Raw genomic sequence first — 23,299 nt, 5'->3', positions numbered from 1 at the left:
CGCGTCGTCATACGGTGAAGGCGTCCCCTGGCTCGACGGCATGCACCGGTCCGCTGAACTCTGCCTTCGCCTCGGCTATGACATCCTCGCGAGACGTCCAGGGCGGAATGTGGGTGAGCAGCAGCTCCCCCACTCCGGCTTCCCGAGCGATGCGACCGGCCTCGATACCGGACAGGTGGACGCCCTCGGGCCGATCGGGGCTGTCGGTCCACGACGCCTCGCAGAGAAAGACATCTGCACCCTGCGCCAGATCCTGCACCGCCTGGCACATACCGGTGTCGCCGCTGTACGCGAATGTTTTTCCGCCGCCGGTGGTGACCCGCATGCCGTACGACTCCGGCGGATGGAACACCTGCCGGGTCAGAATCGACAGCTGTCCGAATTCGATGGTCCGGCCGTCCACCCAGCGGCGTAGATCGATGGTGTCGGACATGTCGTCGATCTGACCGCCGCACTCGGCCGACGCCACTCCGAGCCGAAACGCAGTGTCCTTCGGTCCGTAGACGATCGCGCGCCCTTCCGGCGGGTTCGGATGGTAGCGACGCCACACGAGCAGACCTGGAACGTCGAGGCAGTGATCGGCGTGCAGATGCGAAAGCAGAACGCTCACGTCACCCGGATCGACATAACGCTGCAACGCCCCGAGGACGCCGGGCCCGAAGTCGAGAACGACCGGCGCGGTCTCCTCTTCTTCCAGGAGGTAACCCGACGCGGGTGAATCGGGTCCGGACACACTGCCCGAACATCCCAGGACGGTAATTCGCATGTAAGCCATGCTGCCACGCCGAGCGCGTCACTCGAAACGTTCGGGCAGTATTGACCGCGCGAGTCGGCGAATTTCACGCCCGAACACAGCTGTGCTCGCGGTTACCTACCGCCTACGGAGTGGGACGATCGAGTGCTCTGGCGCGCGCTCTGTCGGCCCGGGCGTCGGCGGACAGCAGCCGAGCTGCGACGACCCCACCCACTGCGCCGAACAGATGGCCCTGCCAGGAGATGTTCGGATCGCTCGGCAGCACGCCCCACAGCGCGCTGCCGTACAGCACGAACACCACGACCCCGATCGCGAGCTGGCCGAGGTGGCGGGTGAAGAATCCACGAACGAGCAGGTACGTGATGAAGCCGAAGATCAGAATCGACGCGCCGATCGTGTTGCTGTAGGTGCCGGCCGTGAGCCAGGTACCGACGCCACCGATCACCCAGACGATCCCGGTGGCAGCCAGACCACGCGCGATGCCCGAGAGCAACACCAAAAATCCGAGCACGATCAGGGGAACCGTGTTCGCGATCAGGTGCTGCCAGTCGTCGTGCAGTACGGGCGCGAACAGGATGCCCCACAACCCGTCGGCGGAACGAGGCTCGATACCGTTCTGCTCGAGCCGTGATCCGCTCGCGACGTCGATGATCTCGATGATCCACAGCAGCGCCACGAATCCTCCGACGAAGACGGCTGCCTGCATCCACGCGGGCCGCTCTCGCTCACCGGGAAGCTTGCCGGTCTCACTCATGATCGCCTCCAACCTCGGTCTCTCCACGGTACCGGTAGCGGCTACCTGCCGGTCAGAGACGCGACGCCGTGAATGCGGAGGGGAAGATCTGGCGATAGGTGGGGATGCCGGCCACCGAGGTGGCGTCGAGCAGGGCCCGGACGATGGCTCGCTCGACGACGATCGCCGCCGCTTCGGTGACCGCGGCCAGTACCGGTAGTTCCGGGGAGAATGCTGCGGGCACAGAGGACTCGGCGGTGACGGCCCTGGTGCCCGTGGACACGGCGAAGACGGTGTCGCCGTCGAGTGGCGAGTGCGCAGGTCTGATGGCCCGCGCGAGTCCGTCGTGACCCGCGACGGCTATTCGCTTGCACGACGCCGACGACAGCGGCGCATCCGTCGCAACCACGCCGATCGTGGTGTTCAGAGCAGTGGCCTTGGGTTCGAGCGCCGCCGCGGTCCGCACCTCGTCGACGTCGGGATTGCGCATGCCGAAGTCCGCGGGCCCCAGTGTGCCGGTGCCCCACAACAACCCGGTGCGCGGATCGAACACCGCGCCCACAGGGTTGACGACCATCAGAGCTGCGACCGTCACTCCGTCGGCCGGACCGCCCTCGATCACCGTGCTCGCGGTGCCCACCCCACCTTTGAGCACGCCGGCGCGAGCACCGACTCCCGCCCCGACCGATCCCGTCGCGAACTCGGTCGCCGCCGTGGCCGCAGCACGGTAGCCGAACTCCGCGGTGGGGCGCGCGGCCCAGTCGCCGACCGGAAGGTCGAAGATCACCGCAGCCGGCACGATCGGCACGACGTGAGCCGGACTGCCCATCGGGATGCCTTGTTCGTGCTCTTCGAGCCACCGCATGACGCCGTCGGCGGCCGCAAGCCCGTACGCACTGCCCGCGGTCAACAGGATGGCGTCGACCTGCTGAACGGAATGGCTCGGATCGAGCAGATCGGTCTCGCGCGTTCCCGGTCCGCCGCCTCGCACGTCGACGGCCGCCGTCGCCCCACCGAGAACGCGCACCACAGTGCAGCCGGTGGCCGAACCGGACCCCATCGCGGCGTCGTCGTCGAGTTCGTGATGATGGCCGACCAACAGACCTGCCACATCGGTCAAGCAGTCCCGGGGGCCGGGTTTCGAGAAGGCTGCGGTCACGTCGGCACCCTAGGGAACGAGGACCTGGACGAGGGAATCCTGCATCCAGGTCAACCAGTGGTACACGTCCAGATGGGGAGCACGAGGATCGCCCTCGTCGAGTACGTCAGGAGTGTCCGCACTGATGCCCAGTGTGGTCCCGAGCGCCAGTCTCACGTCGTTGAGACCCGTCAACCACGCGTCGGCCTGTTCCTGGGTGAGCACGATCTTTCCGCCGGAATCGGGCAGGGTCGCGAGGATCACTGCCCCGGCAGCCAACTTCTCGTCGATGATCTCGGGCTCGTGCAACCCGCGGAGGGCACCGTTCAGATCGGCCGGATCCTGATCGTCGTGTTCGGGATCGGCGCGGTGGAAGTCCGGCAGCAACCGGGCCAGCGCTGCATCGTCCGGCGGGCTGTTGTGGCCGGTACGCAGCCCGGTCAGCGCGGCGAGCTCGTCGGTGGGTGCCGCGGCGGAACGATCGCGTAGCAGGCCGAGAACGGATGCGACCAGGGACTTGAGCACCGCCGCCTCACGAGCGTCGATCTCGGACTTGATCTTGACCCCGGACAACGAATTTCGTCTCGTCCACGTGCGCACTGTCGGTGATGTCCTTCTCTGACGTAGAGGTGGCGAACTGCTGACTACTTGTCCTGTTGCATGGTGGCCCACAGGCCCGCCGCGTGCAGCCTTTTGACGTCGTTCTCCATCGCATCGCGCTCGCCGCTCGACACGACCGCCTTGCCCTCGGAGTGCACCTGCATCATCAACTCGGTGGCCTTGGCCTTGCTGTAGCCGAAGAGCTTCTGGAACACGTAGGTCACGTAGTGCATCAAGTTGACCGGGTCGTCCCACACGATGGTGACCCACGGAGTGTCGTGCGCTTCGTCGGCAGCAACGGCCTCGGTTTCGGCCGGCACCGCCTGCGGCGACGCCGCCGCGACTTCGAGTGCCGAGAAGCCGTCCACGGGCAGAAGCGATCCATCCACCGTCAACCAAGGCATGGCAACAGGGTACGGCGTGTCGGGCCGACCCCACACGTTCGCCCCTGCGCTCGTAGTGTGATCGAGGTGAGCAATGACGCGACCACCGATCACACGCTTTCCAGCGACGGAGCCAGCACTGCACTGCTGACCGACCAGTACGAGTACACGATGCTGTCCGCGGCCCTGGCCAGCGGCTATGCAGACAGACCGTGCAGTTTCGAGGTCTTCGCCCGCAGGCTTCCCGGCGGCCGCCGGTACGGCGTCGTGGCCGGCACCGAGCGCATTCTCGACGCCGTCGATCGCTTCCGATTCGGCCCGGACGAGCTGCGTGTCGTGTCGAAGTTTCTCGACGCCGACACCGTCGAGTGGCTGCGCAACTACCGCTTCACCGGTGACATCGACGGCTACCGCGAGGGCGAGCTGTACTTTCCCGGCTCCCCCGTCCTGACGGTCCGCGGCACGTTCGCCGAGTGCGTGGTCCTGGAAACCGTGGTGCTGTCGATTCTCAATCACGACAGCGCAATCGCCTCTGCGGCAGCGCGCATGGTCGCCTCCGCCGAGGCCAGGCCGATCATCGAAATGGGATCGCGGCGCACCCACGAAGAGGCGGCGGTCGCGGCATCGCGCGCGGCCTACTTGGCCGGCTTCACCGCGACGTCCAACCTCGAAGCAGTCCGACGCCACGGCGTCCCCGGAGCAGGCACGTCGGCCCACTCGTTCACGCTGCTGCACACCACCGCCGACGGCCCCGACGAGAAGGCCGCTTTTGCCGCCCAGGTCCGAGCGCTCGGGCTGGGAACGACACTGCTGGTCGATACCTACGACATCAAGCAGGGCGTGGCCAACGCCATCGAGGTGGCCGGTCCGGAGCTCGGCGGTGTCCGAATCGACTCCGGCGACCTCGGTGTCCTCGCCCGTCAGGTTCGCGCCCAACTGAACGCTCTCGGTGCGCCGAACACGCGGATCGTCGTCTCCGGAGACCTCGACGAGTACGCGATCGCCGCGCTGCGTGCCGAACCCGTCGATTCGTACGGCGTCGGCACGTCGCTGGTCACCGGTTCGGGCGCACCGACAGCAGGAATGGTCTACAAGCTGGTCACCGTAGACGGCATTCCCGTCGCCAAGCGCAGCAGTCACAAGGAATCGCGCGGTGGTACCAAGGCAGCGCTGCGGACCGCGCGTGGGACCGGTACGGCAGTCGAGGAAATAGTGCACCCGTTCGACGCCGCCCCGACGGTCGAGGACGGTCTGACGGTGGAGACGTTGACCACGCCGCTGATGCGTGGCGGCCGGCGCGTCGCCGATCTACCGACCCTCGCCGAGGGCCGGGACCTCCTCGCGCGACGCCTGGTCAGCCTGCCGTGGGAGGGGCTCGCCCTGTCCCAGGGCGAACCGGCGATACCGACCCGGTTCGCCCTGGGCTAGGGGCGGTGTCGGTGCCGAACCCGGTGGGCGATCGGCAGTAGTCTGCTTCGGTGCCGTCGAAGACCGAGTTGCCCACCGTTCCCGCTCTCCTGCAGGTTGCGGTGCACTCGCTCGGTGGCAAGGAACGCAGCAATCAGCTGACGATGGCCTCTGCCGTGGCGCATTCGATCGACACCGGCGAGCATCTCGCGGTGCAGGCGGGCACGGGCACCGGCAAGTCCCTCGCGTATCTCGTGCCCAGCATCAGGCATGCGGTCGAATCGGGAAAGACAGTCATCGTCTCGACGGCCACGATCGCGCTGCAGCGACAGTTGGTCGACCGCGACCTTCCACGTCTGTCCGACGCACTCACCGAAGCTGTGGGTCGGCGTCCGAAGTTCGCGATCCTCAAGGGCCGCAACAATTACTTGTGTATGAACAAGATTCACACCGGTGCCGCGCAGGAGGCACCGGACGCGGAGTTGTTCGACCCGTTCGCCGTCTCGCGGATGGGCCGCGAGGTGGTCCGGCTGACCAAGTGGTCCTCGGAGACCGAAACGGGCGATCGCGACGACGTGGTGCCCGGCGTGAGCGACCAGGCGTGGCGTCAGGTCAGCGTCACCGCTCGCGAGTGCCTCGGGAAATCGCGGTGCCCCGTCGGCGAGGACTGCTTCGCCGAGCGCGCCCGCACCGAGGCCGCACAGGTCGACGTGGTCGTGACCAACCACGCGCTGCTCGCCATCGACGCGATCACCGGAATTCAGATCCTGCCCGAGCACGACGTCGTGGTCGTCGACGAGGCCCACGAATTGGTCGACCGAGTGACCGGCGTTGCCACTGAAGAGCTTTCGGCCGCCACCGTCACCGCGGCCGCACGCCGTAGCGCCAAGCTCATCGAGGAAGAGACCGTCGATCAGCTCGAAGGAGCTGCCGAGAACTGGGCCGCGATTCTGGACGAACTACCGCCCGGTCGATGGCAGTCCCTTCCCGACGGCGTCGGACCGGCCCTGGCGTCCGTCCGCGACGCCGCCTGGGCCGTGCGCACCGCGATCGGCCCGAACAAACAGGGCATGGCGGGCAGTGATCCCGAGGCGGCCGCGGCCCGCAGCGCAGCACTCGTGGCAGTCGACGAGGTGCACGACAGCGCCGTACGAGTGCTCACTGCCTTCGACGAGCCCGACCCGGCCAAGCGCAAGGACGTCGTCTGGCACGCCGTCGACGATTTCCGAGGAAACGTCAAACGCACCGTTCGCATTGCTCCGCTCTCGGTGGGCGGGCTGCTGCGGGCACGGTTGTTCGCCGAATCCACCGTGGTGCTGACCTCCGCGACGCTCACCGTCGGCGGATCCTTCGACGGCCTGGCCGTCAATTGGGGCCTGCCCGCAGAGAAACCCTCTCGCAGTGACACCGCCATGGCGTCGGGAGTGGAACCACCCTCGGACAACGGATCCATTCGCTGGAATTCGTTGGACGTGGGCTCGCCGTTCGACCACGCTCGCGCCGGCATCATGTACATCGCCAAACATCTGTCTCCGCCCGGACGCGACGGCCTGTCCAAGTCCTCGCTCGACGAGATCGAATCGCTCGTCGAGGCAGCCGGTGGTCGGACGCTCGGGCTGTTCTCGTCGATGCGCGCCGCCAAGGCCGCGGCAGAGGAGATGCGCGAACGACTCGACACCCCGATCCTGTGTCAGGGTGACGATTCCACCGGCGCACTGGTGCAGAAGTTCGCCGACGACGAGGCCACCTCACTGTTCGGGACGCTGTCGCTGTGGCAGGGCGTCGATGTGCCCGGTCCGTCGCTGAGCCTGGTGATCCTGGATCGAATTCCGTTCCCCCGGCCCGACGACCCGCTACTGGTGGCTCGGCAGCAGGCCGTCGAATCACGTGGCGGCAACGGCTTTCTCGCGGTGGCCGCCAACCACGCTGCCCTGTTACTGGCGCAGGGCGTCGGTCGACTGCTCCGTAGCGTCGACGACAAAGGTGTTGTCGCCGTGCTCGATTCGCGCCTGGCGACCGCCCGGTACGGCGGCTATCTGCGCGCGTCCTTGCCGCCGTTCTGGGAGACCTCCGACCCGGAGGTGGTCCGCAAGGCCCTCACCCGCCTGGCCGGAAAGTAGCTGCCCCTACGGCGTCGACACCAGACCGAGCTCGGAATCGGAGGCAAGCCCGTGGTGCCGCGGCAACACCCGCACCGTGTAGCCCACCGCTCCACTGTGCGGTAGCCGCGTCTCGCCCGCGTACACGTGCTCGCCACCCTCACTGCCCACGTGCGACATCTCGGTGGTGCGAATGTCGCTGAGGTCCTCGCCCTCGTCGACCCGTCCCACCACGGCCTGCACCACAACGGCGCCCGGTTCCATACCGCCGAGGTCGACGATGGCGCGCAGCGACAGTTCGGCACCGATGACGGGGGTGTCCGGCAACCCCTCGCTGTCGACTCGGGTGACTTTCACGTTGCGCCACGCCTGCTCGACGCGGCCGCGATACGACGCGACATCCTTCGCGCCGTGGTAGCCATCGGCCGACACAGCGCGTGCGGAGTGCGCAGCGGGCGCGTAGTAGCCGAGTGTGTAGTCCTGAACCATGCGCGATGCCAACACTTTCGGTCCCAGCTGTTCCAGTGTGTGCCGCACCATCTCGATCCAGCGAGCCGGCACACCGTCCTCCCCGCGATCGTAGAATTTGGGCAGCACCGCCTGCTCGAGCAACTCGTAGAGGGCAGCGGCTTCGAGATCGTCGCGACGATTGTCGTCGGTGATGCCGTCGGCCGTCGGGATCGCCCACCCGTTTTCGCCGTCGTACATCTCGTCCCACCATCCGTCGCGAATCGACAGGTTGAGGCCGCCGTTGAGCGCCGACTTCATTCCGGACGTACCGCAGGCCTCGAGGGGCCGCAGCGGATTGTTCAGCCACACATCGCAACCCCAGTACAGAAAGCGCGCCATCGACATGTCGTAGTCGGGCAGGAACACGATGCGGTGTCGTACATCGGCCTCGTCGGCGAACTTGACGATCTGCTGAATGAGCGCCTTCCCACCGTCGTCGGCCGGATGCGATTTTCCGGCTACCACCAGCTGAACCGGGCGGACGGGATCGAGCAACATCGCCCGCAATCGCTCGGGTTCGCGCAGCATGAGCGTCAGACGCTTGTACGTCGGTACTCGTCGAGCAAAGCCGACGGTCAACACGTCGGGATCGAATACATTTGCAGTCCAACTGATTTCGGCCTCGGTCGACCCTCGCTCGAGAGCCGAACGGCGCACCCTTCGGCGCACTTCGTCCACCAACTGCGCACGCAACGCGTTTCGCGTGGACCACACCTGCTCCGAGGACAACGGCCCACCTGTCTCGGCCTCCCCCTCGGCCCATTCCCGCGCCGCCCACGTCGGCGCATGGACACCGTTGGTCACCGATCCGATCGGCACCTCCGACGCGTCGAATCCTTGCCACAGGCCGTTGAACATCTCGCGGCTGACGATTCCGTGCAGCTTCGACACTCCGTTGGCGCGCTGCCCCAAGCGAAGGCCCATGTGCGCCATGTTGAACACCGACGGATCACTCTCGCCGCCCAGCGCCAGAATTCGGCTCATCGGCAATCCCGGCAACAGGGCCGAGTCCGGTGCACCGTCGCTACCGCCGAAGTAGTGCCGCACCAGATCGGCGGGGAACCTGTCGATGCCGGCAGGCACCGGGGTGTGGGTGGTGAACACCGTGCCCGCCCGGACGGCGGCCAACGCCGAATCGAAGTCCAACCCGCTACCGGTGACGAGTTCACGGATGCGTTCGACCCCGAGGAAGCCGGCGTGGCCCTCGTTCATGTGGAACACCTCGGGATCGGGCAGACCGTGCGCGCGCGTGTAGGCCCTGATCGCGCGTACTCCGCCGATACCGGCGAGGATCTCCTGCTTGATGCGGTGGTCCTGATCGCCTCCGTACAGGCGGTCGGTGACTCCTCTGAGCTCGGGATCGTTGTCGGCGATGTCGGAATCGAGCAGCAGCAGCGGAACGCGTCCCACCTGAGCGATCCACACGCGGGCCCGCAGCACGCGCGACCCCGGCATCGACACGTGTATCAACACCGGTGAGTCGTTGTCGTCGGTGAGCAGTCGTAGCGGCAGACCGTGCGGGTCCAGGGACGGGTAACGCTCGGCCTGCCAGCCGTCGGCCGTCAGCGATTGCCGGAAGTACCCCGAGCGGTAGAGCAGTCCGACGCCGATCAGCGGTAGACCGAGATCCGACGCCGCCTTGAGGTGGTCACCGGCCAGAATGCCGAGCCCACCCGAGTAGTTCGGCAGTACCTCGGTGACCCCGAACTCCATCGAGAAATAACCGATGCCCGACGGCAGAGCTCGCCCCTCGGCGAGTTCGTTCTGGTACCAGAGCGGTCGGGCGAGGTAGTCGTGTAGATCCGCCTCGGCGGCGTCCAGTTCGGCCAGGAACGATGCGTCTTCGGCGAGTTCTTCGAGCCGTCCGGGTGCGACGGCACCGAGCACAGCCACCGGATCGCGTTCGAGTTCGGTCCACAGCAGCGGATCGATGTGCTCGAAAAGATCCTGCGTGGCCGAATGCCACGACCACCTGAGGTTTGTCGACAGCTCGGCGAGGGCATTCAGACGGGCGGGAAGGTGGGCTCGGACGGTGAATCGACGCAAGGCTTTCACAGAGCCGAACCCTACCCACGGATACCTGTGTCGATGGGGCGCTCGGCGAAAATTTCCTCGTGCGCCCGTCGCGGGCAGTATGCGTCGGCGCACGCGCCATCTGCGCTGCTGCACTACGGTTGACGAGTAGAAGCACACCAAATATCGGTTCGATCAGAGGTTGCGCCCGCGCAGCCATACCTCTAACGAAGAATGGAGTGTGAAGTGACAGGTCGACTTGGTATCGACAATGTCCTTCCAGATACGACGACCGGGAAATACCCCGCGAAAGCGGTGGTGGGCGAGACGTTTCCAGTTTCCGCCGACGTCTGGCGCGAGGGTCACGACGCAGTGGCCGCGACGCTGTCGGTGCGTGGACCGGGAGGCAAGCTCGAACGCATCCCGATGACGCCCGGCCACGAGCCGGACACGTTCGACGCGGTGTTCGTCCCATCCCGGCCCGGCTACTGGATCTGCCGTATCGAGGCGTGGAGCGACCCGATCAGCACCTGGCGTCACGCCGTCGAAGCGAAGCTCGGAGTGGGCCAGAGCGCCCACGAACTCGCCAACGACCTCGAGATCGGGGCGCGTCTGTTCCTCCGCGCTGCCACCGGCGTTCCTGCGGAGAGCAGGCAGCTGCTCGCCGACGTCGCCGCCGGCCTGCGCGACACCGACCGCCCGCTGCCGGCGCGCGTGTCTTCGGCGTTCGCATCGTCGGTCACCGAACTGCTGTTCCAGCACCCGCTGCGCGAGCTGGTGACCAGATCGCGGGCAGTGAACGTGTGGGTCGACCGAAACCTGGCCCTCAACGGTGCCTGGTACGAGTTCTTCCCGCGCTCCACGGGCGGGTGGAACGAGGACGGATCACCGCGGCACGGCACGTTCGCGACATCCATCGAGCAGTTGCCGCGCATCGCGCGCATGGGCTTCGACATCGTCTACCTGCCTCCGATCCACCCGATCGGCACGATCAACCGCAAGGGCCCGAACAATACGTTGACTCCGGGCCCCGAGGACGTCGGTTCGCCGTGGGCAATCGGATCCAAGGACGGCGGGCACGACGCGATCCATCCCGAGCTGGGAACCGAGGACGACTTCCGTGCGTTCGTCGACGCCTCGCAAGAGCACGGCCTCGAAGTGGCGCTCGATCTTGCCCTGCAGGCCGCTCCGGATCATCCATGGGCCGCAACACATTCGGAGTGGTTCACGGTGTTGCCGGACGGCACCATCGCGTACGCCGAGAATCCGCCGAAAAAGTACCAGGACATCTACCCGATCAATTTCGACAACGACCGTCGTGGCATCTACGAGGAAGTGCTACGCGTGGTCCGATACTGGATCTCGTTGGGCGTCAAGATCTTCCGAGTCGACAATCCACACACCAAGCCACCGGACTTCTGGGAATGGCTCATCGCCGAGGTCAAGAAGACCGATCCGGACGTGCTGTTCCTGGCCGAGGCGTTCACCCGGCCGGTGCGCATGTACGGTCTCGCGCAGCGTGGGTTCACGCAGTCGTACACGTACTTCACGTGGCGTACCGCGAAGTGGGAGCTGACCGAGTTCGCCGAGGAGCATGCCCGACGCGCCGACGACGCGCGTCCGAACCTGTTCGTCAACACCCCGGACATCCTGCACGAGAGCCTGCAACACGGTGGACCCGGAATGTTCGCTCTGCGAGCAGCTCTGGCCGCGACCCTGGCTCCGACGTGGGGCGTGTACTCCGGGTACGAGCTGTACGAACATCAGGCCGTACGCGAGGGCAGCGAAGAGTATCTGGACTCCGAGAAGTACCAGTTGCGACCACGCGACTTCGAGGGTGCGCTCGCCCGCGGTGAATCGCTGGAGCCGTGGATCACCACCCTCAATTCCATTCGCCGCGCCCATCCGGCACTGCAGCAACTGCGCAACATCCATTTCCACACGATCGACAACGAAGCGCTGATCGGATACTCCAAGTTCGATCCGCAGACCGGCGACTCGGTGTTGGTGGTCATCAACCTCAACCCGTTCGGAGCCGAAGAGGGCACCGTCCACCTGGACATGCCCGCACTCGGTCACGACTGGCAGGACACCCTGACGATCAAGGACGAGGTGAGCGGCGTCCATTACGACTGGGGCCACACCAACTTCGTCCGACTCGAGCCCTGGACCTCGGTGGCGCACATATTCACGCTCCCCCACATTCCCTATCCGGCACGAATCGAACTGGCCTACCGCGGCAACCGAAAGTGAGTGGATTCCACGTGACCAAGAATCCGACGACGCCCGAAGACACCGTCGCAGCCCCGTCCGACAACGATCTCGATCTTCTCGCCGCTGGTCGGCACTACAACCCGCACTCCGTGCTCGGCGCGCACCCGGTGCCAGGCGGAACAGCGATTCGCGCGCTGAAGCCCGACGCCGAGAAGGTGGTCGCGCGCGTCGGGGGCGTCGACCACGAATTGACCCACGTCGCCCACGGCCTCTTCTCTGCGCTGGTCCCGGTCGAGGACCTGATCGACTACCGACTCGTGGTCACCTGGCCAGGTGGGCACGTGTCCGAATCCGCCGACGGGTATCGGTTCCTACCGACCCTCGGTGAACTCGACCTGCACCTGTTCGGCGAAGGTCGCCACGAGCGTCTGTGGGACATCCTCGGAGCGCACCAGCAGTCGTACGCCACTCCCGACGGTCCCGTCACCGGCACCTCGTTCGCGGTGTGGGCCCCTGCCGCCCAGGGCGTCACGCTGGTGGGCGACTTCGACGGGTGGACCGGCCGTAGTTGGCCGATGCGCGTCCTCGGCTCCACCGGAGTCTGGGAGCTGTTCGTCCCGAACATCGAACCCGGTGCCCTGTACAAGTTCCGCGTCCACGGCTCCGACGGTTCGGTGAAGGACAAGGCCGACCCGATGGCCTTCGCCACCGAGGTTCCGCCGTCCACCGCGTCGGTCGTGACCGCGTCGACGTACACCTGGAACGACGAGAAGTGGCTCGACACCCGAGCCGGCATCGAACCCACGCAGGCTCCGATGAGCGTCTACGAGATCCATCTGGCGTCGTGGCGACCGGGCCTGGGTTACCGGGAGCTGGCCGAGCAACTGGCCGAGTACATCATCGAGACCGGCTTCACTCACGTGGAGTTGCTCCCGGTCGCCGAGCACCCCTTCGGCGGATCCTGGGGTTACCAGGTGACGTCCTACTACGCACCGACGTCCAGGTTCGGCAGTCCGGACGACTTCCGGTTCTTCGTCGACCACCTGCACAGCGCCGGCATCGGCGTCATCGTCGACTGGGTCCCCGCCCACTTCCCCAAGGACGAATGGGCCCTCGCCCGCTTCGACGGTGGGCCGCTCTACGAGCACGGAGACCCGCAGCGAGGCGAGCAACTCGACTGGGGCACACTGGTTTTCGACTTCGGCCGACGCGAGGTCCGCAACTTCCTGGTCGCGAACGCGCTCTACTGGATCGACGAATTCCACATCGACGGACTGCGCGTCGACGCCGTCGCCTCGATGCTGTACCTGGACTACTCGCGTCCCGAGGGTGGTTGGTCGCCCAACATCTACGGTGGCCGAGAAAACCTCGAAGCGGTGTCCTTCCTGCAGGAGATGAACGCCACGGTGCACAAGAAGCACCGCGGAGTCGTCACCGTTGCCGAGGAGTCGACCGCCTGGCCGGGCGTCACTCGCCCGACGAACGTCGGCGGGCTCGGGTTCAACATGAAGTGGAACATGGGGTGGATGCACGACACCCTCGGCTTCGTCGGGCGCGATCCCATCCACCGCAGCTACCACCACCACGAGATCACGTTCTCGCTCGTCTACGCGTGGAGCGAGAACTACCTGCTGCCCATCAGCCACGACGAGGTGGTGCACGGCAAGGGCACGCTGTGGACCCGCATGCCCGGGGACGACTACGCCAAGGCCGCAGGGCTGCGCGGAATGCTCGCCTACATGTGGGCACATCCGGGCAAGCAGTTGCTGTTCATGGGCCAGGAGTTCGGTCAGACTCGCGAATGGTCCGAGGAGCGAGGCCTGGACTGGTACCAGATCGACGAGGAGCCGTTGCACCGAGGTGTGAAATCGCTTGTCGCAGATCTGAACTCGACGTACCGGTCGCATCCGGCACTGTGGACGCTGGACACCTCGCCCAGTGGCTACTCGTGGATCGACGCCAACGACACCGAGAACAACGTGCTCAGCTTTCTGAGGTACGGCTCCGACGGTTCGGTCGTCGCGTGTATTTTCAACTTCTCCGGTTCCGAGCACGGCAGCTATCGTGTGGGACTACCGGAACCAGGCCGTTGGATCGAGATCCTCAACACCGATGCAACGGAGTACGGCGGCTCCGGAATGGGCAACCTGGGTGAAGTGACGGCAACATCGCACTCGTGGCACGGTCGACCGGCATCAGGCCAGGTTGCACTTCCCGCCAACGGGGCGATCTGGATCAAATTGGAGCAGTAGATGACCGGCGGCCGCAGACCACGACTTCTGGCTGCGGCCGCCACTGCAGGGTTACTACTGTTGACATCGTGCGCCGCCACCGTCGGCGGTAATGCAGTGTCGATCTACGAGAATCCGTTCACGGTCGCCGGCCTTCCGGTCACCAGCGGACCGAGCGGACCGCGTCCGGGAGTACCGGATTCGACCATCGCCGTCGAGAACGCCGAAGGCACCGACTCGGACATCCTGGCAACCAACGCGATCGACGACATCCAGCAGTTCTGGGCCGAGCAGTATCCGGCCCTGTTCAAGGGCTCGTTCACGCCGGTCTCGACATTGACCTCGTGGGATGCGTCGGAGGACGAGGGATCCGGCATCCGGTTCTGTGGAGACAGAACCGGTGGCGTCCCCAATGCCGCGTACTGCACCCGCGACGACTCGATCGGGTGGGACCGCACCATTCTGCTTCCGGCGTTGGTCGACGCGTTCGGGCCGATGTCGGTGGTCATGGTGATCGCGCACGAATACGGCCACGCGATCCAGCATCAGTCGGGACTCGTCGGCGACGACACCCCGACCATCGTGGCCGAGCAGCAAGCCGACTGTTTCGCCGGCGCATTCATCCGCCATGTCGCAGAAGGCGATTCGCCGCACTTCACCATCAACACCTCGGATGGGCTCAACGGTGTTCTTGCTGCGACCGTCGCGGTGCGCGACGTGGACCCCAACGATCCCGAATCGGTACACGGGTCCGCATTCGAACGAGTGACTGCCGTGCAGATCGGGTTCACCGACGGTGCAGCTGCCTGCACGCGCATCGACGAGGCCGAAATCGATTCACGCCGAGCGTCGTTGCCGCAGAAGTTCGACAGCGCCGACGACTCCGGCGAGCTACCGGTCACCGAGGACTCCCTGGGCGCATTCACGCGATCGTTCGAGACGGCGCTTCCCGTCGCCGATCCGCCGACCGTCGACTACTCGGGATCGGACACCGGGTGCACGGACGCCGAGGCCACCACTCCGGTGTCGTACTGCCCGTCGAGCAACATCATCGGTGTCGATGTGGAAGAACTGGCCCAGCGCGGACAACCGGAGACACCACAGCGCGGAGACATCCTGCCGCTCAACGTATCCGGTGACTACAGCGCGTACGTACTGTTCGCGTCTCGCTACACCCTCGCAGTACAGAAGGAAGCGGGCCAGACGCTCGACGACCCGCAGACCGCACTTCGATCCGCATGCCTGTCCGGAGTCATCACCGCAGCGTTGAGCGCCGAATCCAACGAGGCCGCTCTCGAAATCCGGCTCTCTCCCGGCGATCTCGACGAGGCCGTCTCAGGCCTGCTCAGCGACGGATTGGCCGCCAGCGACGTCAACGGAACGACGCTGCCGTCCGGATTCTCCCGAGTCGACGCGTTCCGCTCGGGAGTTCTCGGCGGCAAGCCCCTGTGCGATTCGCGCTACAGCTGAGGGATTCAGTACAGAGCGGACGCGAGTTTACGACGTGCCGAGACCACCAGAGGATCGGCGGCGTCGAACAACTCGAACAGCTCCAGTAGGCGGGTACGCAGGGCCGTGCGGTCGTCGCCCGCACTGATCTTGATTCCGTCGATGAGCCGTGCGAAAGCCTGTTCCGGCTGCTGCCCGGCCATTTCCGCGTCGGCCGCATCGATCCGGGCCTGCACGTTGGCGGGATCGGCGTCGGCCACCTCGACGGCATCGGGTGCAACGTTCTGCACCCGAGCCAAGAACTTGACCTGACGCAGCGCGGCGACCGCGTCGGTGTTCTTCGGCTCGGCGTCGATGATTGCCTGATACGCCGCCGCTGCCTTGTCGAAGTCACCCTCGTCGATCGCCTCTTCCGCAGCGACGATGCGCGGATCCTCGACCTCGGGTTCCGGCTCGGCGGCGGGAGCCGACCCGGGTGGACCGGACAGCTTTCCGGCGGTTGCCTGCTCGACGGCCTGCAGCCACTGACGCAACTGCTCGTCGGATTGCGTGCCCTGGAAATCGGCGAGCGGTTGCCCACCCGCGACGGCAACCACCGTGGGAATGGCCTGTACGCCGAATGCCTGCGCGATCTGCGGATTGGAGTCGACATCGACGCGGGCATGTATCCACGTGCCGCCGGCCTCGACGGCAAGTTGCCCGAGCTGACGCGTCAACGCCTGGGACTGCGGCGATCGTGCCGATCCCAGGTCGACGATGACCGGTACCTGCATCGATCGCTGCAGAACCTCGGCTTCGAAATTGGCCGTGGTCACGTCGACGATCGGAGCCAACCCTCCCGCATCGCCGCTGGCTTCGGCAGCGGGAGCAGGTGCCGGACGGTCCTTGAGAACGGACAGGTCGACGGCTCCGGCAATGGATGCGGGGACGGCGGCCGACGGGCGGACAGGAGGACGGGAACCGGGTCGAGTCACGTCCTACAGTTTGTCACTAACGCGATGCGTCATCCACTGGCGGGCGGTCAGGACGGAACCTTCGCGTCGGCTGCGGGTCGGCCACTGCTCAGCTCGGCAAGGCGTCCGGTACGCACGGCCCAGATCTCGAAGACCACGGTTCCGAAGGGCGGGAATGCTGCGACCAGCGCCAGCAGCGTGGCCTTGACGTCCCACTTCAGTTTCACCGCCGTCAGGACAGCAACGGCAAGGTACACGATGAACACCGCACCGTGGATGGGCCCGAAGATCTTCACGCCGATTTCGTTGCCGTCGGCCGGCAGGTACTTGAACGCCATGCCGACCAGTAGTCCGAGCCAGGTGAACGCTTCGAGCACGGCAATGAAACGGAAGCGTTTGGCCGTGCTGCTCAGGTCGAAGAAATTCGTCATGCCCGCTATTGTGCCCGGTTTGCTACGACAGAACGTAGTGGCTCTGGTCTCATCGGACCAGAGCCACTACCGACTCAGCTTTTCGGGACTCGAACGATGAGCGCGTCGCCCTGTCCGCCGCCGCCGCACAATGCTGCGGCACCCACTCCGCCACCGCGCCGCTGCAGCTCCAGAGCCAGGTGCAGTGCGATGCGAGCGCCCGACATTCCGAGGGGATGACCGATCGAAATCGCACCGCCGTTGACGTTGACGATCTCCGGATCGATGCCGAGCTCACGCGTCGACGCGATTCCGACCGCCGCAAACGCCTCGTTGATCTCGACGACGTCGAGGTCCTTCGGGTCGATGCCTTCCTTCGCGCAGGCCTTGGCGATGGCGCGAGCGGGCTGCGACTGCAGGGTGGAGTCGGGGCCGGCCACCACACCGTGCGCGCCGATCTCGGCGAGCCAGGTCAAACCGAGCGACTCGGCCTTGTCCTTGCTCATCACGACGACGGCGGCGGCACCGTCGGAAATCTGCGACGCGGATCCGGCAGTGACCGTGCCCGCCTTGTCGAACGCGGGGCGAAGCTTGCCGAGGGAATCGACCGTGGTGTCGGCCCGGATTCCTTCGTCGGCAGTGAACTGGATGGGCTCACCCTTGCGCTGCGGAATCGACACGGGCACTACCTCGTCGTCGAAGACCCCGTTCTTCCACGCCGCGGCAGCCTTCTGATGTGATCCGGCCGCGAAGGTGTCCTGCTCCTCACGGCTGATGGCTTCGGAGCTCTGATTGCGCTGCTCGGTGAGCGCGCCCATGGCCTGGTCGGTGAAGATGTCGTACAGACCATCGTATGCGAGGTGGTCGCGCATGGTGACATCGCCGTACTTGAATCCCGCCCGCGACTTCTCCAGCATGTGCGGTGCCTGGGTCATCGATTCCTGGCCGCCGGCGACGACGATCTCGAACTCCCCCGCGCGAATGAGCTGGTCAGCGAGCGCGATGGCGTCGACGCCGGAGAGACACACCTTGTTGATGGTCAGGGCCGGAACGGTCATCGGGATACCTGCAGCGACGGCGGCCTGTCGGGCCGGGATCTGCCCGGCACCCGCAGTGAGGACCTGGCCCATGATGACGTAGTCGACCTGATCCGGAGCGACGCCGGCCTTCTCGAGTGCGCCCTTGATGGCAATTCCGCCGAGGTCGGAACCCGAGAAGTCCTTGAGCGCACCCGAGAAGCGCCCGACGGGCGTACGAGCACCGGCGACGATGACTGTTGTGGTCACGATTTCCTCCGAAAGTGTGAAGACGGCCTTGTGGAGATCAACGCTCGCCAGGCTCCCTACCGATACCAGCCTGGCGGAACACCGTGACGCAGCTGACGCTAACGTCTTGTCCATGACCTCCAGCACGCAGTCTTACACGGGCGCCCCACTCCGCTCCGACCTGGTGACGGCTATCGACCACGTCGGCATCGCGGTACCCGATCTCGATGCCGCAATCGCCTGGTACACCGACCACCTGGGGATGGTTGCGGTGCACGAGGAAGTCAACGAGGAACAGGGCGTGCGCGAGGCGATGCTCTCGTTCCCCGGGGCAGGCGAAAAGTCGGCAGCACTGCAGTTGCTCGCGCCCATCGACGAATCCTCGACCATCGCGAAGTTCATCGACCGAAACGGCCCCGGACTCCAACAGTTGGCGTATCGGGTCACCGACATCGAGGAGATCTCCTCCGAGTTGCGCGCCCGCGGCGTTCGATTGCTCTACGACGCCCCCCGCCGCGGTACGGCCGATTCGCGTATCAACTTCGTACACCCCAAGGACGCAGGCGGAGTACTGATCGAACTGGTCGAACCGAACCACAACGCGCACTGACCGAACTCGGTGATTACGCCGTATGGCTCTGCACTTGACTCACCGGTAAATTGACGGCCATGGCCATCGATCATGAACGCACTTCCACGGTGCAACTCCCCTTTTCCATCGTTCGGAAGGGGTTCGATCGCGACGAAGTCACCAACTACTTCGAGCGATTCGACGCCGAATTACGGCTGACGACGGCCGACCGTGATGCCGCCGCGGCACAGGCGCGTGATCTGGCCAAGCAACTCGACGACGCTCGCGACGAGATCGACGAACTGCGCAAGGACATCGACCGTCTCTCGGTGCCGCCGACCACCGCGGAAGGCATGAGCGATCGCATCTCCCGCATGTTGCGACTGGCGTCGGACGAGGCCTCCGAGGTTCGCGCGAAGGCACATGCGGAGTCCGAGGAGATGATCTCGGTTGCGCAGCAGGAGAGCACTCGCCTGCGAAGCCGTCACGAGTCGTTGGTCGCAGAACTCGAGGAGCGCCGCACGGCACTCGAAACCGAGCACGAGCAGACCATGGCTCAGGCACGCACCGAGGCTGCGCGCGTCGTCGAGGCCGCACAGGCAGAGCGCGACAAGCTGGCTGCCGAGTCCGAGGCCAAGCGCGCCGAGGTTCAGGAAGACTTCGAGATCACGATGGCCGAGCGCCGCACCAAGGTGCTCACCGCGCTCGAAGAACTGGAAGCGTCGAGCAAGGCCGATGCTGCTCGCCGTATCGAAGAGGCGACGACCGAGGCCGCACGTCGGTTGCAGTCCGCGAGCGATCAGGCCGAGCGGCGCATCGCGCACTCGAAGGAATTGGCCGAGGAGCTGCGCGTGCTGCGAAGTCGCGTCCTCGCTCAGCTACTGGGTATCCGGGGCCAGCTCGATTCGGTACCGGCCATGCTGGCCTCGGTCAACCGCGAAAGCGAGTTGCTGGACAACCCCGACCCGACGGCCATCCTCAAGAAAGAAGAAGAGAAGGCTGCGGCGAAGGCCGAGAAGGACAACGACGAAGAGAAGGAATCCGCCGACTCGGCGTCCTGACTTCGCAGCACACGCTCGGCCTCCCCCGCTAGGACCATCTACGGGTGAGGCCTCGCGTGTTTCTGCCTCTCCAACACCCGGTGTGCCAATGTCTGCGGTTGTCGGCTCCCCCGAAGTCGTCCGACGGCCACGCCACGATGTGGGCGACCCCTGGCCGCACCTCGTGATCGCAGCCCGGGCAACGGTAGGTCTTGACAGCCTTGGCACCGGGAATCATCCGCGTCGTGTACGTGTCCCCGTCAGGACCCACCTCGACGCGATTGCCGCCCAGGACGGAATCGGTAGCCGGGCCGAGACTGCTCGGACCACTCCGACTCGCTTTGCGGGGCTGATTGCGACGAGGCACGCATCCAGTGTAGAGAATCGCGCCGCTTCGGCAGACAGACGTCAGAAGAGCCGGAACTCGGTGCTGTCGGTGCCGCGGAGAACGTCGTAGTCGAGTGTCAGACAACGAATACCGCGATCGGTGGCCAGAGTCTTCGCCTGCGGCTTGATGACCTGGGCGGCGAACACACCGCTGACCGGTGCCAGCAACGGGTCACGATTGAGCAGTTCGAGGTACCGAGTCAACTGCTCCACACCGTCGATTTCACCGCGACGCTTGATCTCGACGGCGACAGTGCCACCATCTGCGTTGCGGCACAACAGATCCACCGGTCCGATTGCCGTCATGTATTCACGCCGCACCAGGGTGTACCCCTCACCGAGGGTGTTGACGTGTTCTGCGAGCAACTCCTGCAGATGAGCCTCGACACCGTCTTTGACCAACCCTGGATCGATACCCAATTCATGACTGGAATCGAGTTCGACGTCGTCGATCGTGATGCGGAGTTCTTCGCCCGCCTTGTTGGTGACGACCCATTTGATGGTCTCGTCCTCGGTGGTCTCGACCATCCAACAGGGTGGAGACATCCAGTTGAGGGGCTTGTACGCCCTGTCGTCCGCGTGCACACTGACCGATCCGTCGGACTTGACGAGCAGCAGGCGTCGAGCGGAAGGGAGATGTGCGGTGAGGCGGCCGATGTAGTCCACTTGGCAACGAGCAATAACTAAACGCACTCGACCACCATAAGGCAGCACGGCCGTTACTCTGTGACCACCATGCCCCAATTCAGACGATCTGCCGCTCCGCTGGGTTCCCGGCTCCTCGGAGACACCACCGAATCGCCACGCCGACGCCGGATCCGAATCCAGCTGTTGCTGACGGTGTTCCTGGTCCTGTCCAATCTGATCGGTGCGGTGATCGTCGGTGTCCTCATCAGTGTCGTCGTTCCAGGCCCGGACGTTCTGAAGATGGACCGCTACTGGTGGGTGAACTTCATCGTCGTCCCGGTGTACGTCTTTCTCGCATTCCTGGTCGGTGTCGTCTGGGGCACCACACGTGCGCTGAGCAGTCTGCGGTGGGGCATCGAGGATCGCGAACCCACCCGATCCGAGCAGGTCGCGACGCTGGCCATGCCCTGGCGCCTGACGCGCATGCAGGTTGCGCTGTGGACCGGTGGACTGATTCTGCTCACGACGATCGACGGCATCATCGACCCGCAGGCAATCCCGAAGGTGGCGTTCACCATCGCCGCGGGCGGCACGGTCGTGTGCGCCTTCAGCTACCTGCTCAGTGAGTTCGCTCTGCGGCCCATCGCGGCTCGTGCCCTGCAAGCGGGCGACCCACGGCGCATCCGGATCGCCGGTGTCATGGGGCGTTCCATCCTGTCGTGGTTGCTGGGAACCGGCGTTCCGGTCTCCGGCCTGATGATGATCGCGGTGTTCCGCTTCCTTCGACCCGAGACCAGTGCAAACCAGCTCGCTGTGTCCATCCTCGCGCTCGGCGGCATCACCATCGTATTCGGATTCGCACTGACCGTCCTGGGCGGTTTCGCGACCACCTCCCCCATCAACAACGTGCGGGCGGGCATGGCCGAAGTCGAGAAGGGCAACATGGATGTCCGACTCGCGGTGTACGACGGCACCGAGCTCGGCGAACTGCAGAGCGGTTTCAACCGGATGGCCGACGGTGTGCGCGATCGAGAGAAGATCCGCGACCTGTTCGGACGACACGTCGGACACGAGGTAGCCGAGAAGGCCCTGCAGTCCGATAGTGAACTCGGGGGCCAGGAGCGCGATATTGCAGTGTTCTTCATCGATCTGGTGGGCTCCACCGAATTGGCCGCATCACGACCGCCCACCGAGGTGGTGGATCTACTCAACCGCTTCTTCGCGGTCGTCGTCGACGAGGTGGACGAACACGGCGGCTTCATCAACAAATTCGAGGGCGACGCGGCGCTCGCCATCTTCGGAGCACCGAACGACATTCCGGATCACTGCGGATCGGCACTCTCTGCCGCACGTGCCATTGCCCGCCGATTGCTGGTCGAAGTTCCCGAGTGCAGCGCAGCCGTCGGCGTTGCAGCCGGCCGAGCCGTTGCCGGCAATGTAGGAGCAAAGTCGAGATTCGAGTACACCGTCATCGGCGATCCGGTCAACGAGGCTGCGCGACTATCGGAACTGGCCAAGAGCGCTCCCGGTGCGATACTCGCTTCCAAGACAGCGGTAGACGGTGCTGCCGAAAACGAAGCGGACCGCTGGGAATTCGGTGATCGAGTAACCCTTCGCGGACGATCCGCAGAGACAGTTCTGGCGAACCCCAAGGACGTGAAGGTTTCCGCAGACGAGGCGGAATCCGTTCACGCCTGATCCACCCGATCACTGGGCGCAGTACGTGTAGTGCACTGTGCCCCTGCCGTTTTCATCACTGACGACTCGGCCGTCCTGTGCCCGGTCCCCCTCGCGAATGCGCGCGCGTTTGTCGAACGCTCACGACATGGCTGACGATTCTGCGCGCGCCTCGCGAATGCGAGCGCGTCTGCAGAATCCAGGTTTCGAATGAGCCGACTGAGGCTTGGTCGCCAAGCTTCGATGGCAGTAGTCGACTTGTTGGGGTTGGGTTCTGTTCGACGGCCCGCGAATGCGCGCGCGTTTGTCGGGTGCGCGCAGTGTGGTGTCGCTGTTCTGCTCGCGTGTGGCGAGTGCGCTCGCGTTCGCGGCCCTGGGGCGAGGGGAAGGGGGTCCGTATGGCGATGATGGGGCTGGGGGTGCAGGTGTCGATGCCTGCGCGTTCAGCAGCGCGAGCGGTGAATATTGTTGTGTGGGTGCTGGTTTCGAATGCAAACAACCCCCGACCGTGATGGTCGGGGGTTGTTTGGTTCAAGTTGTGTTCGGCGGTGTCCTACTCTCCCACACCCTGTCGAGTGCAGTACCATCGGCGCTGGAGGGCTTAGCTTCCGGGTTCGGAATGGGACCGGGCGTTTCCCCTCCGCTATGGCCGCCGTAACTCTGCGAAACAGTGTCACGAGCGAACCTGTCACCCACACACGTGTGGGGTGGCGGATTCGTGTATTCGGTTGTGTTATCGAACAACTCGTGTGTTGTTTCAGATATTGCACAGTGGACGCGTAGCTTCTTTGTGGTAAGTCCTCGGCCTATTAGTACCAGTCACCTGCATACATTGCTG

The 23,299-nt window shown here is 65.3% G+C and carries 19 protein-coding genes and 1 rRNA gene; 8 read left to right on the top strand and 12 right to left on the bottom strand.

Features of this window, described 5'->3' with window-relative positions; translation table 11 throughout:
• Positions 1–7 precede the first annotated feature (7 nt).
• The 5 genes from CH266_RS18025 to clpS all read right to left on the bottom strand — a co-directional run bounded on the left by CH266_RS18025 (position 8) and on the right by clpS (position 3,629).
• Positions 8–766, bottom strand: a complete 759-nt coding sequence (locus tag CH266_RS18025) for a cyclic nucleotide-degrading phosphodiesterase (RefSeq protein WP_027497666.1) — start codon at positions 764–766, stop codon at positions 8–10.
• Between the two features lie 112 nt (positions 767–878).
• A complete protein-coding gene (locus tag CH266_RS18020; protein ID WP_371128990.1) occupies positions 879–1,460 on the bottom strand; it encodes a rhomboid family intramembrane serine protease in 582 nt (193 codons plus the stop codon).
• 100 nt (positions 1,461–1,560) lie between these two features.
• Positions 1,561–2,646: a P1 family peptidase gene (locus CH266_RS18015; RefSeq protein WP_032399489.1), complete on the bottom strand. Its 1,086-nt coding sequence runs from the start codon at positions 2,644–2,646 to the stop codon at positions 1,561–1,563.
• Between the two features lie 9 nt (positions 2,647–2,655).
• Positions 2,656–3,225 (bottom strand): oxidative stress transcriptional regulator AosR, encoded by a 570-nt coding sequence (gene aosR / locus CH266_RS18010; RefSeq protein WP_027497669.1) that lies wholly within the window; start codon positions 3,223–3,225, stop codon positions 2,656–2,658.
• Between the two features lie 44 nt (positions 3,226–3,269).
• Entirely contained in the window at positions 3,270–3,629 is a 360-nt protein-coding gene (clpS, locus tag CH266_RS18005; RefSeq protein ID WP_228139244.1) for an ATP-dependent Clp protease adapter ClpS, read from the bottom strand.
• Between the two features lie 150 nt (positions 3,630–3,779).
• On the opposite strand from clpS, the gene CH266_RS18000 reads away from it, so the two are divergent.
• Together CH266_RS18000 and CH266_RS17995 are read left to right on the top strand one after the other, a co-directional pair.
• The gene (locus CH266_RS18000; RefSeq protein ID WP_255175973.1) at positions 3,780–5,036 is read left to right on the top strand and encodes a nicotinate phosphoribosyltransferase; all 1,257 of its coding nucleotides are present in this window, start codon (positions 3,780–3,782) and stop codon (positions 5,034–5,036) included.
• Positions 5,037–5,086: 50 nt separating this feature from the next.
• Positions 5,087–7,135 carry an ATP-dependent DNA helicase gene (locus tag CH266_RS17995; protein ID WP_032370157.1) on the top strand — a complete coding sequence of 683 codons (2,049 nt, stop codon included), beginning with the start codon at positions 5,087–5,089 and terminating at the stop codon, positions 7,133–7,135.
• Between the two features lie 6 nt (positions 7,136–7,141).
• Here CH266_RS17995 and glgP read toward each other — a convergent pair whose 3' ends face one another.
• Complete coding sequence (gene glgP, locus CH266_RS17990; RefSeq protein WP_094715868.1) at positions 7,142–9,679, bottom strand: alpha-glucan family phosphorylase; 2,538 nt, start codon at positions 9,677–9,679, stop codon at positions 7,142–7,144.
• Positions 9,680–9,883: 204 nt separating this feature from the next.
• On the opposite strand from glgP, the gene CH266_RS17985 reads away from it, so the two are divergent.
• From CH266_RS17985 to CH266_RS17975, 3 genes are read left to right on the top strand one after another with little or no spacing between them, the layout of a single operon-like run.
• The gene (locus CH266_RS17985; RefSeq protein WP_094715867.1) at positions 9,884–11,890 is read left to right on the top strand and encodes a maltotransferase domain-containing protein; all 2,007 of its coding nucleotides are present in this window, start codon (positions 9,884–9,886) and stop codon (positions 11,888–11,890) included.
• Positions 11,891–11,901: 11 nt separating this feature from the next.
• Complete coding sequence (glgB, locus tag CH266_RS17980; protein ID WP_094716028.1) at positions 11,902–14,103, top strand: 1,4-alpha-glucan branching protein GlgB; 2,202 nt, start codon at positions 11,902–11,904, stop codon at positions 14,101–14,103.
• Positions 14,104–15,552, top strand: coding sequence for a metallopeptidase (locus tag CH266_RS17975; protein WP_032368394.1), 1,449 nt, complete (start codon positions 14,104–14,106; stop codon positions 15,550–15,552). It abuts the gene before it with no gap.
• Between the two features lie 5 nt (positions 15,553–15,557).
• Here the strand turns inward: CH266_RS17975 and CH266_RS17970 are convergent, their stop codons facing one another.
• From CH266_RS17970 to CH266_RS17960, 3 genes are all read right to left on the bottom strand, one after another.
• On the bottom strand, positions 15,558–16,505 hold the full coding sequence (locus tag CH266_RS17970) for a tetratricopeptide repeat protein (protein ID WP_230074654.1): 948 nt from the start codon (positions 16,503–16,505) through the stop codon (positions 15,558–15,560).
• A gap of 47 nt (positions 16,506–16,552) precedes the next feature.
• Positions 16,553–16,915 (bottom strand): DUF3817 domain-containing protein, encoded by a 363-nt coding sequence (locus CH266_RS17965; protein ID WP_094644379.1) that lies wholly within the window; start codon positions 16,913–16,915, stop codon positions 16,553–16,555.
• A gap of 74 nt (positions 16,916–16,989) precedes the next feature.
• Positions 16,990–18,180, bottom strand: a complete 1,191-nt coding sequence (locus CH266_RS17960; RefSeq protein WP_027497679.1) for an acetyl-CoA C-acetyltransferase — start codon at positions 18,178–18,180, stop codon at positions 16,990–16,992.
• Positions 18,181–18,292: 112 nt separating this feature from the next.
• On the opposite strand from CH266_RS17960, the gene mce reads away from it, so the two are divergent.
• Positions 18,293–18,769, top strand: a complete 477-nt coding sequence (gene mce / locus CH266_RS17955; RefSeq protein ID WP_094715866.1) for a methylmalonyl-CoA epimerase — start codon at positions 18,293–18,295, stop codon at positions 18,767–18,769.
• A 59-nt stretch (positions 18,770–18,828) separates the two neighbouring features.
• Positions 18,829–19,791, top strand: a complete 963-nt coding sequence (locus CH266_RS17950) for a hypothetical protein (RefSeq protein WP_094715865.1) — start codon at positions 18,829–18,831, stop codon at positions 19,789–19,791.
• 28 nt (positions 19,792–19,819) lie between these two features.
• Here CH266_RS17950 and CH266_RS25930 read toward each other — a convergent pair whose 3' ends face one another.
• Positions 19,820–20,137, bottom strand: a complete 318-nt coding sequence (locus CH266_RS25930; protein ID WP_080729199.1) for an ATP/GTP-binding protein — start codon at positions 20,135–20,137, stop codon at positions 19,820–19,822.
• Positions 20,138–20,178: 41 nt separating this feature from the next.
• Complete coding sequence (gene nucS, locus CH266_RS17940; RefSeq protein WP_027497682.1) at positions 20,179–20,850, bottom strand: endonuclease NucS; 672 nt, start codon at positions 20,848–20,850, stop codon at positions 20,179–20,181.
• 42 nt (positions 20,851–20,892) lie between these two features.
• Between nucS and CH266_RS17935 the strand changes: the two genes are divergently transcribed.
• A complete protein-coding gene (locus tag CH266_RS17935; RefSeq protein ID WP_094716027.1) occupies positions 20,893–22,482 on the top strand; it encodes an adenylate/guanylate cyclase domain-containing protein in 1,590 nt (529 codons plus the stop codon).
• 519 nt (positions 22,483–23,001) lie between these two features.
• Here CH266_RS17935 and rrf read toward each other — a convergent pair.
• A 5S ribosomal RNA gene (gene rrf, locus CH266_RS17930) occupies positions 23,002–23,118 on the bottom strand.
• Positions 23,119–23,299 lie beyond the last annotated feature (181 nt).

The sequence above is a fragment of the Rhodococcus sp. 06-1474-1B genome (genome assembly GCF_002258885.1).
In the GTDB taxonomy this organism is placed as follows: Bacteria; Actinomycetota; Actinomycetes; order Mycobacteriales; family Mycobacteriaceae; genus Rhodococcoides; species Rhodococcoides fascians.
Note: the sequence above shows the minus strand (reverse complement) of the source record. Positions and strands in the feature narration are given on the sequence as shown.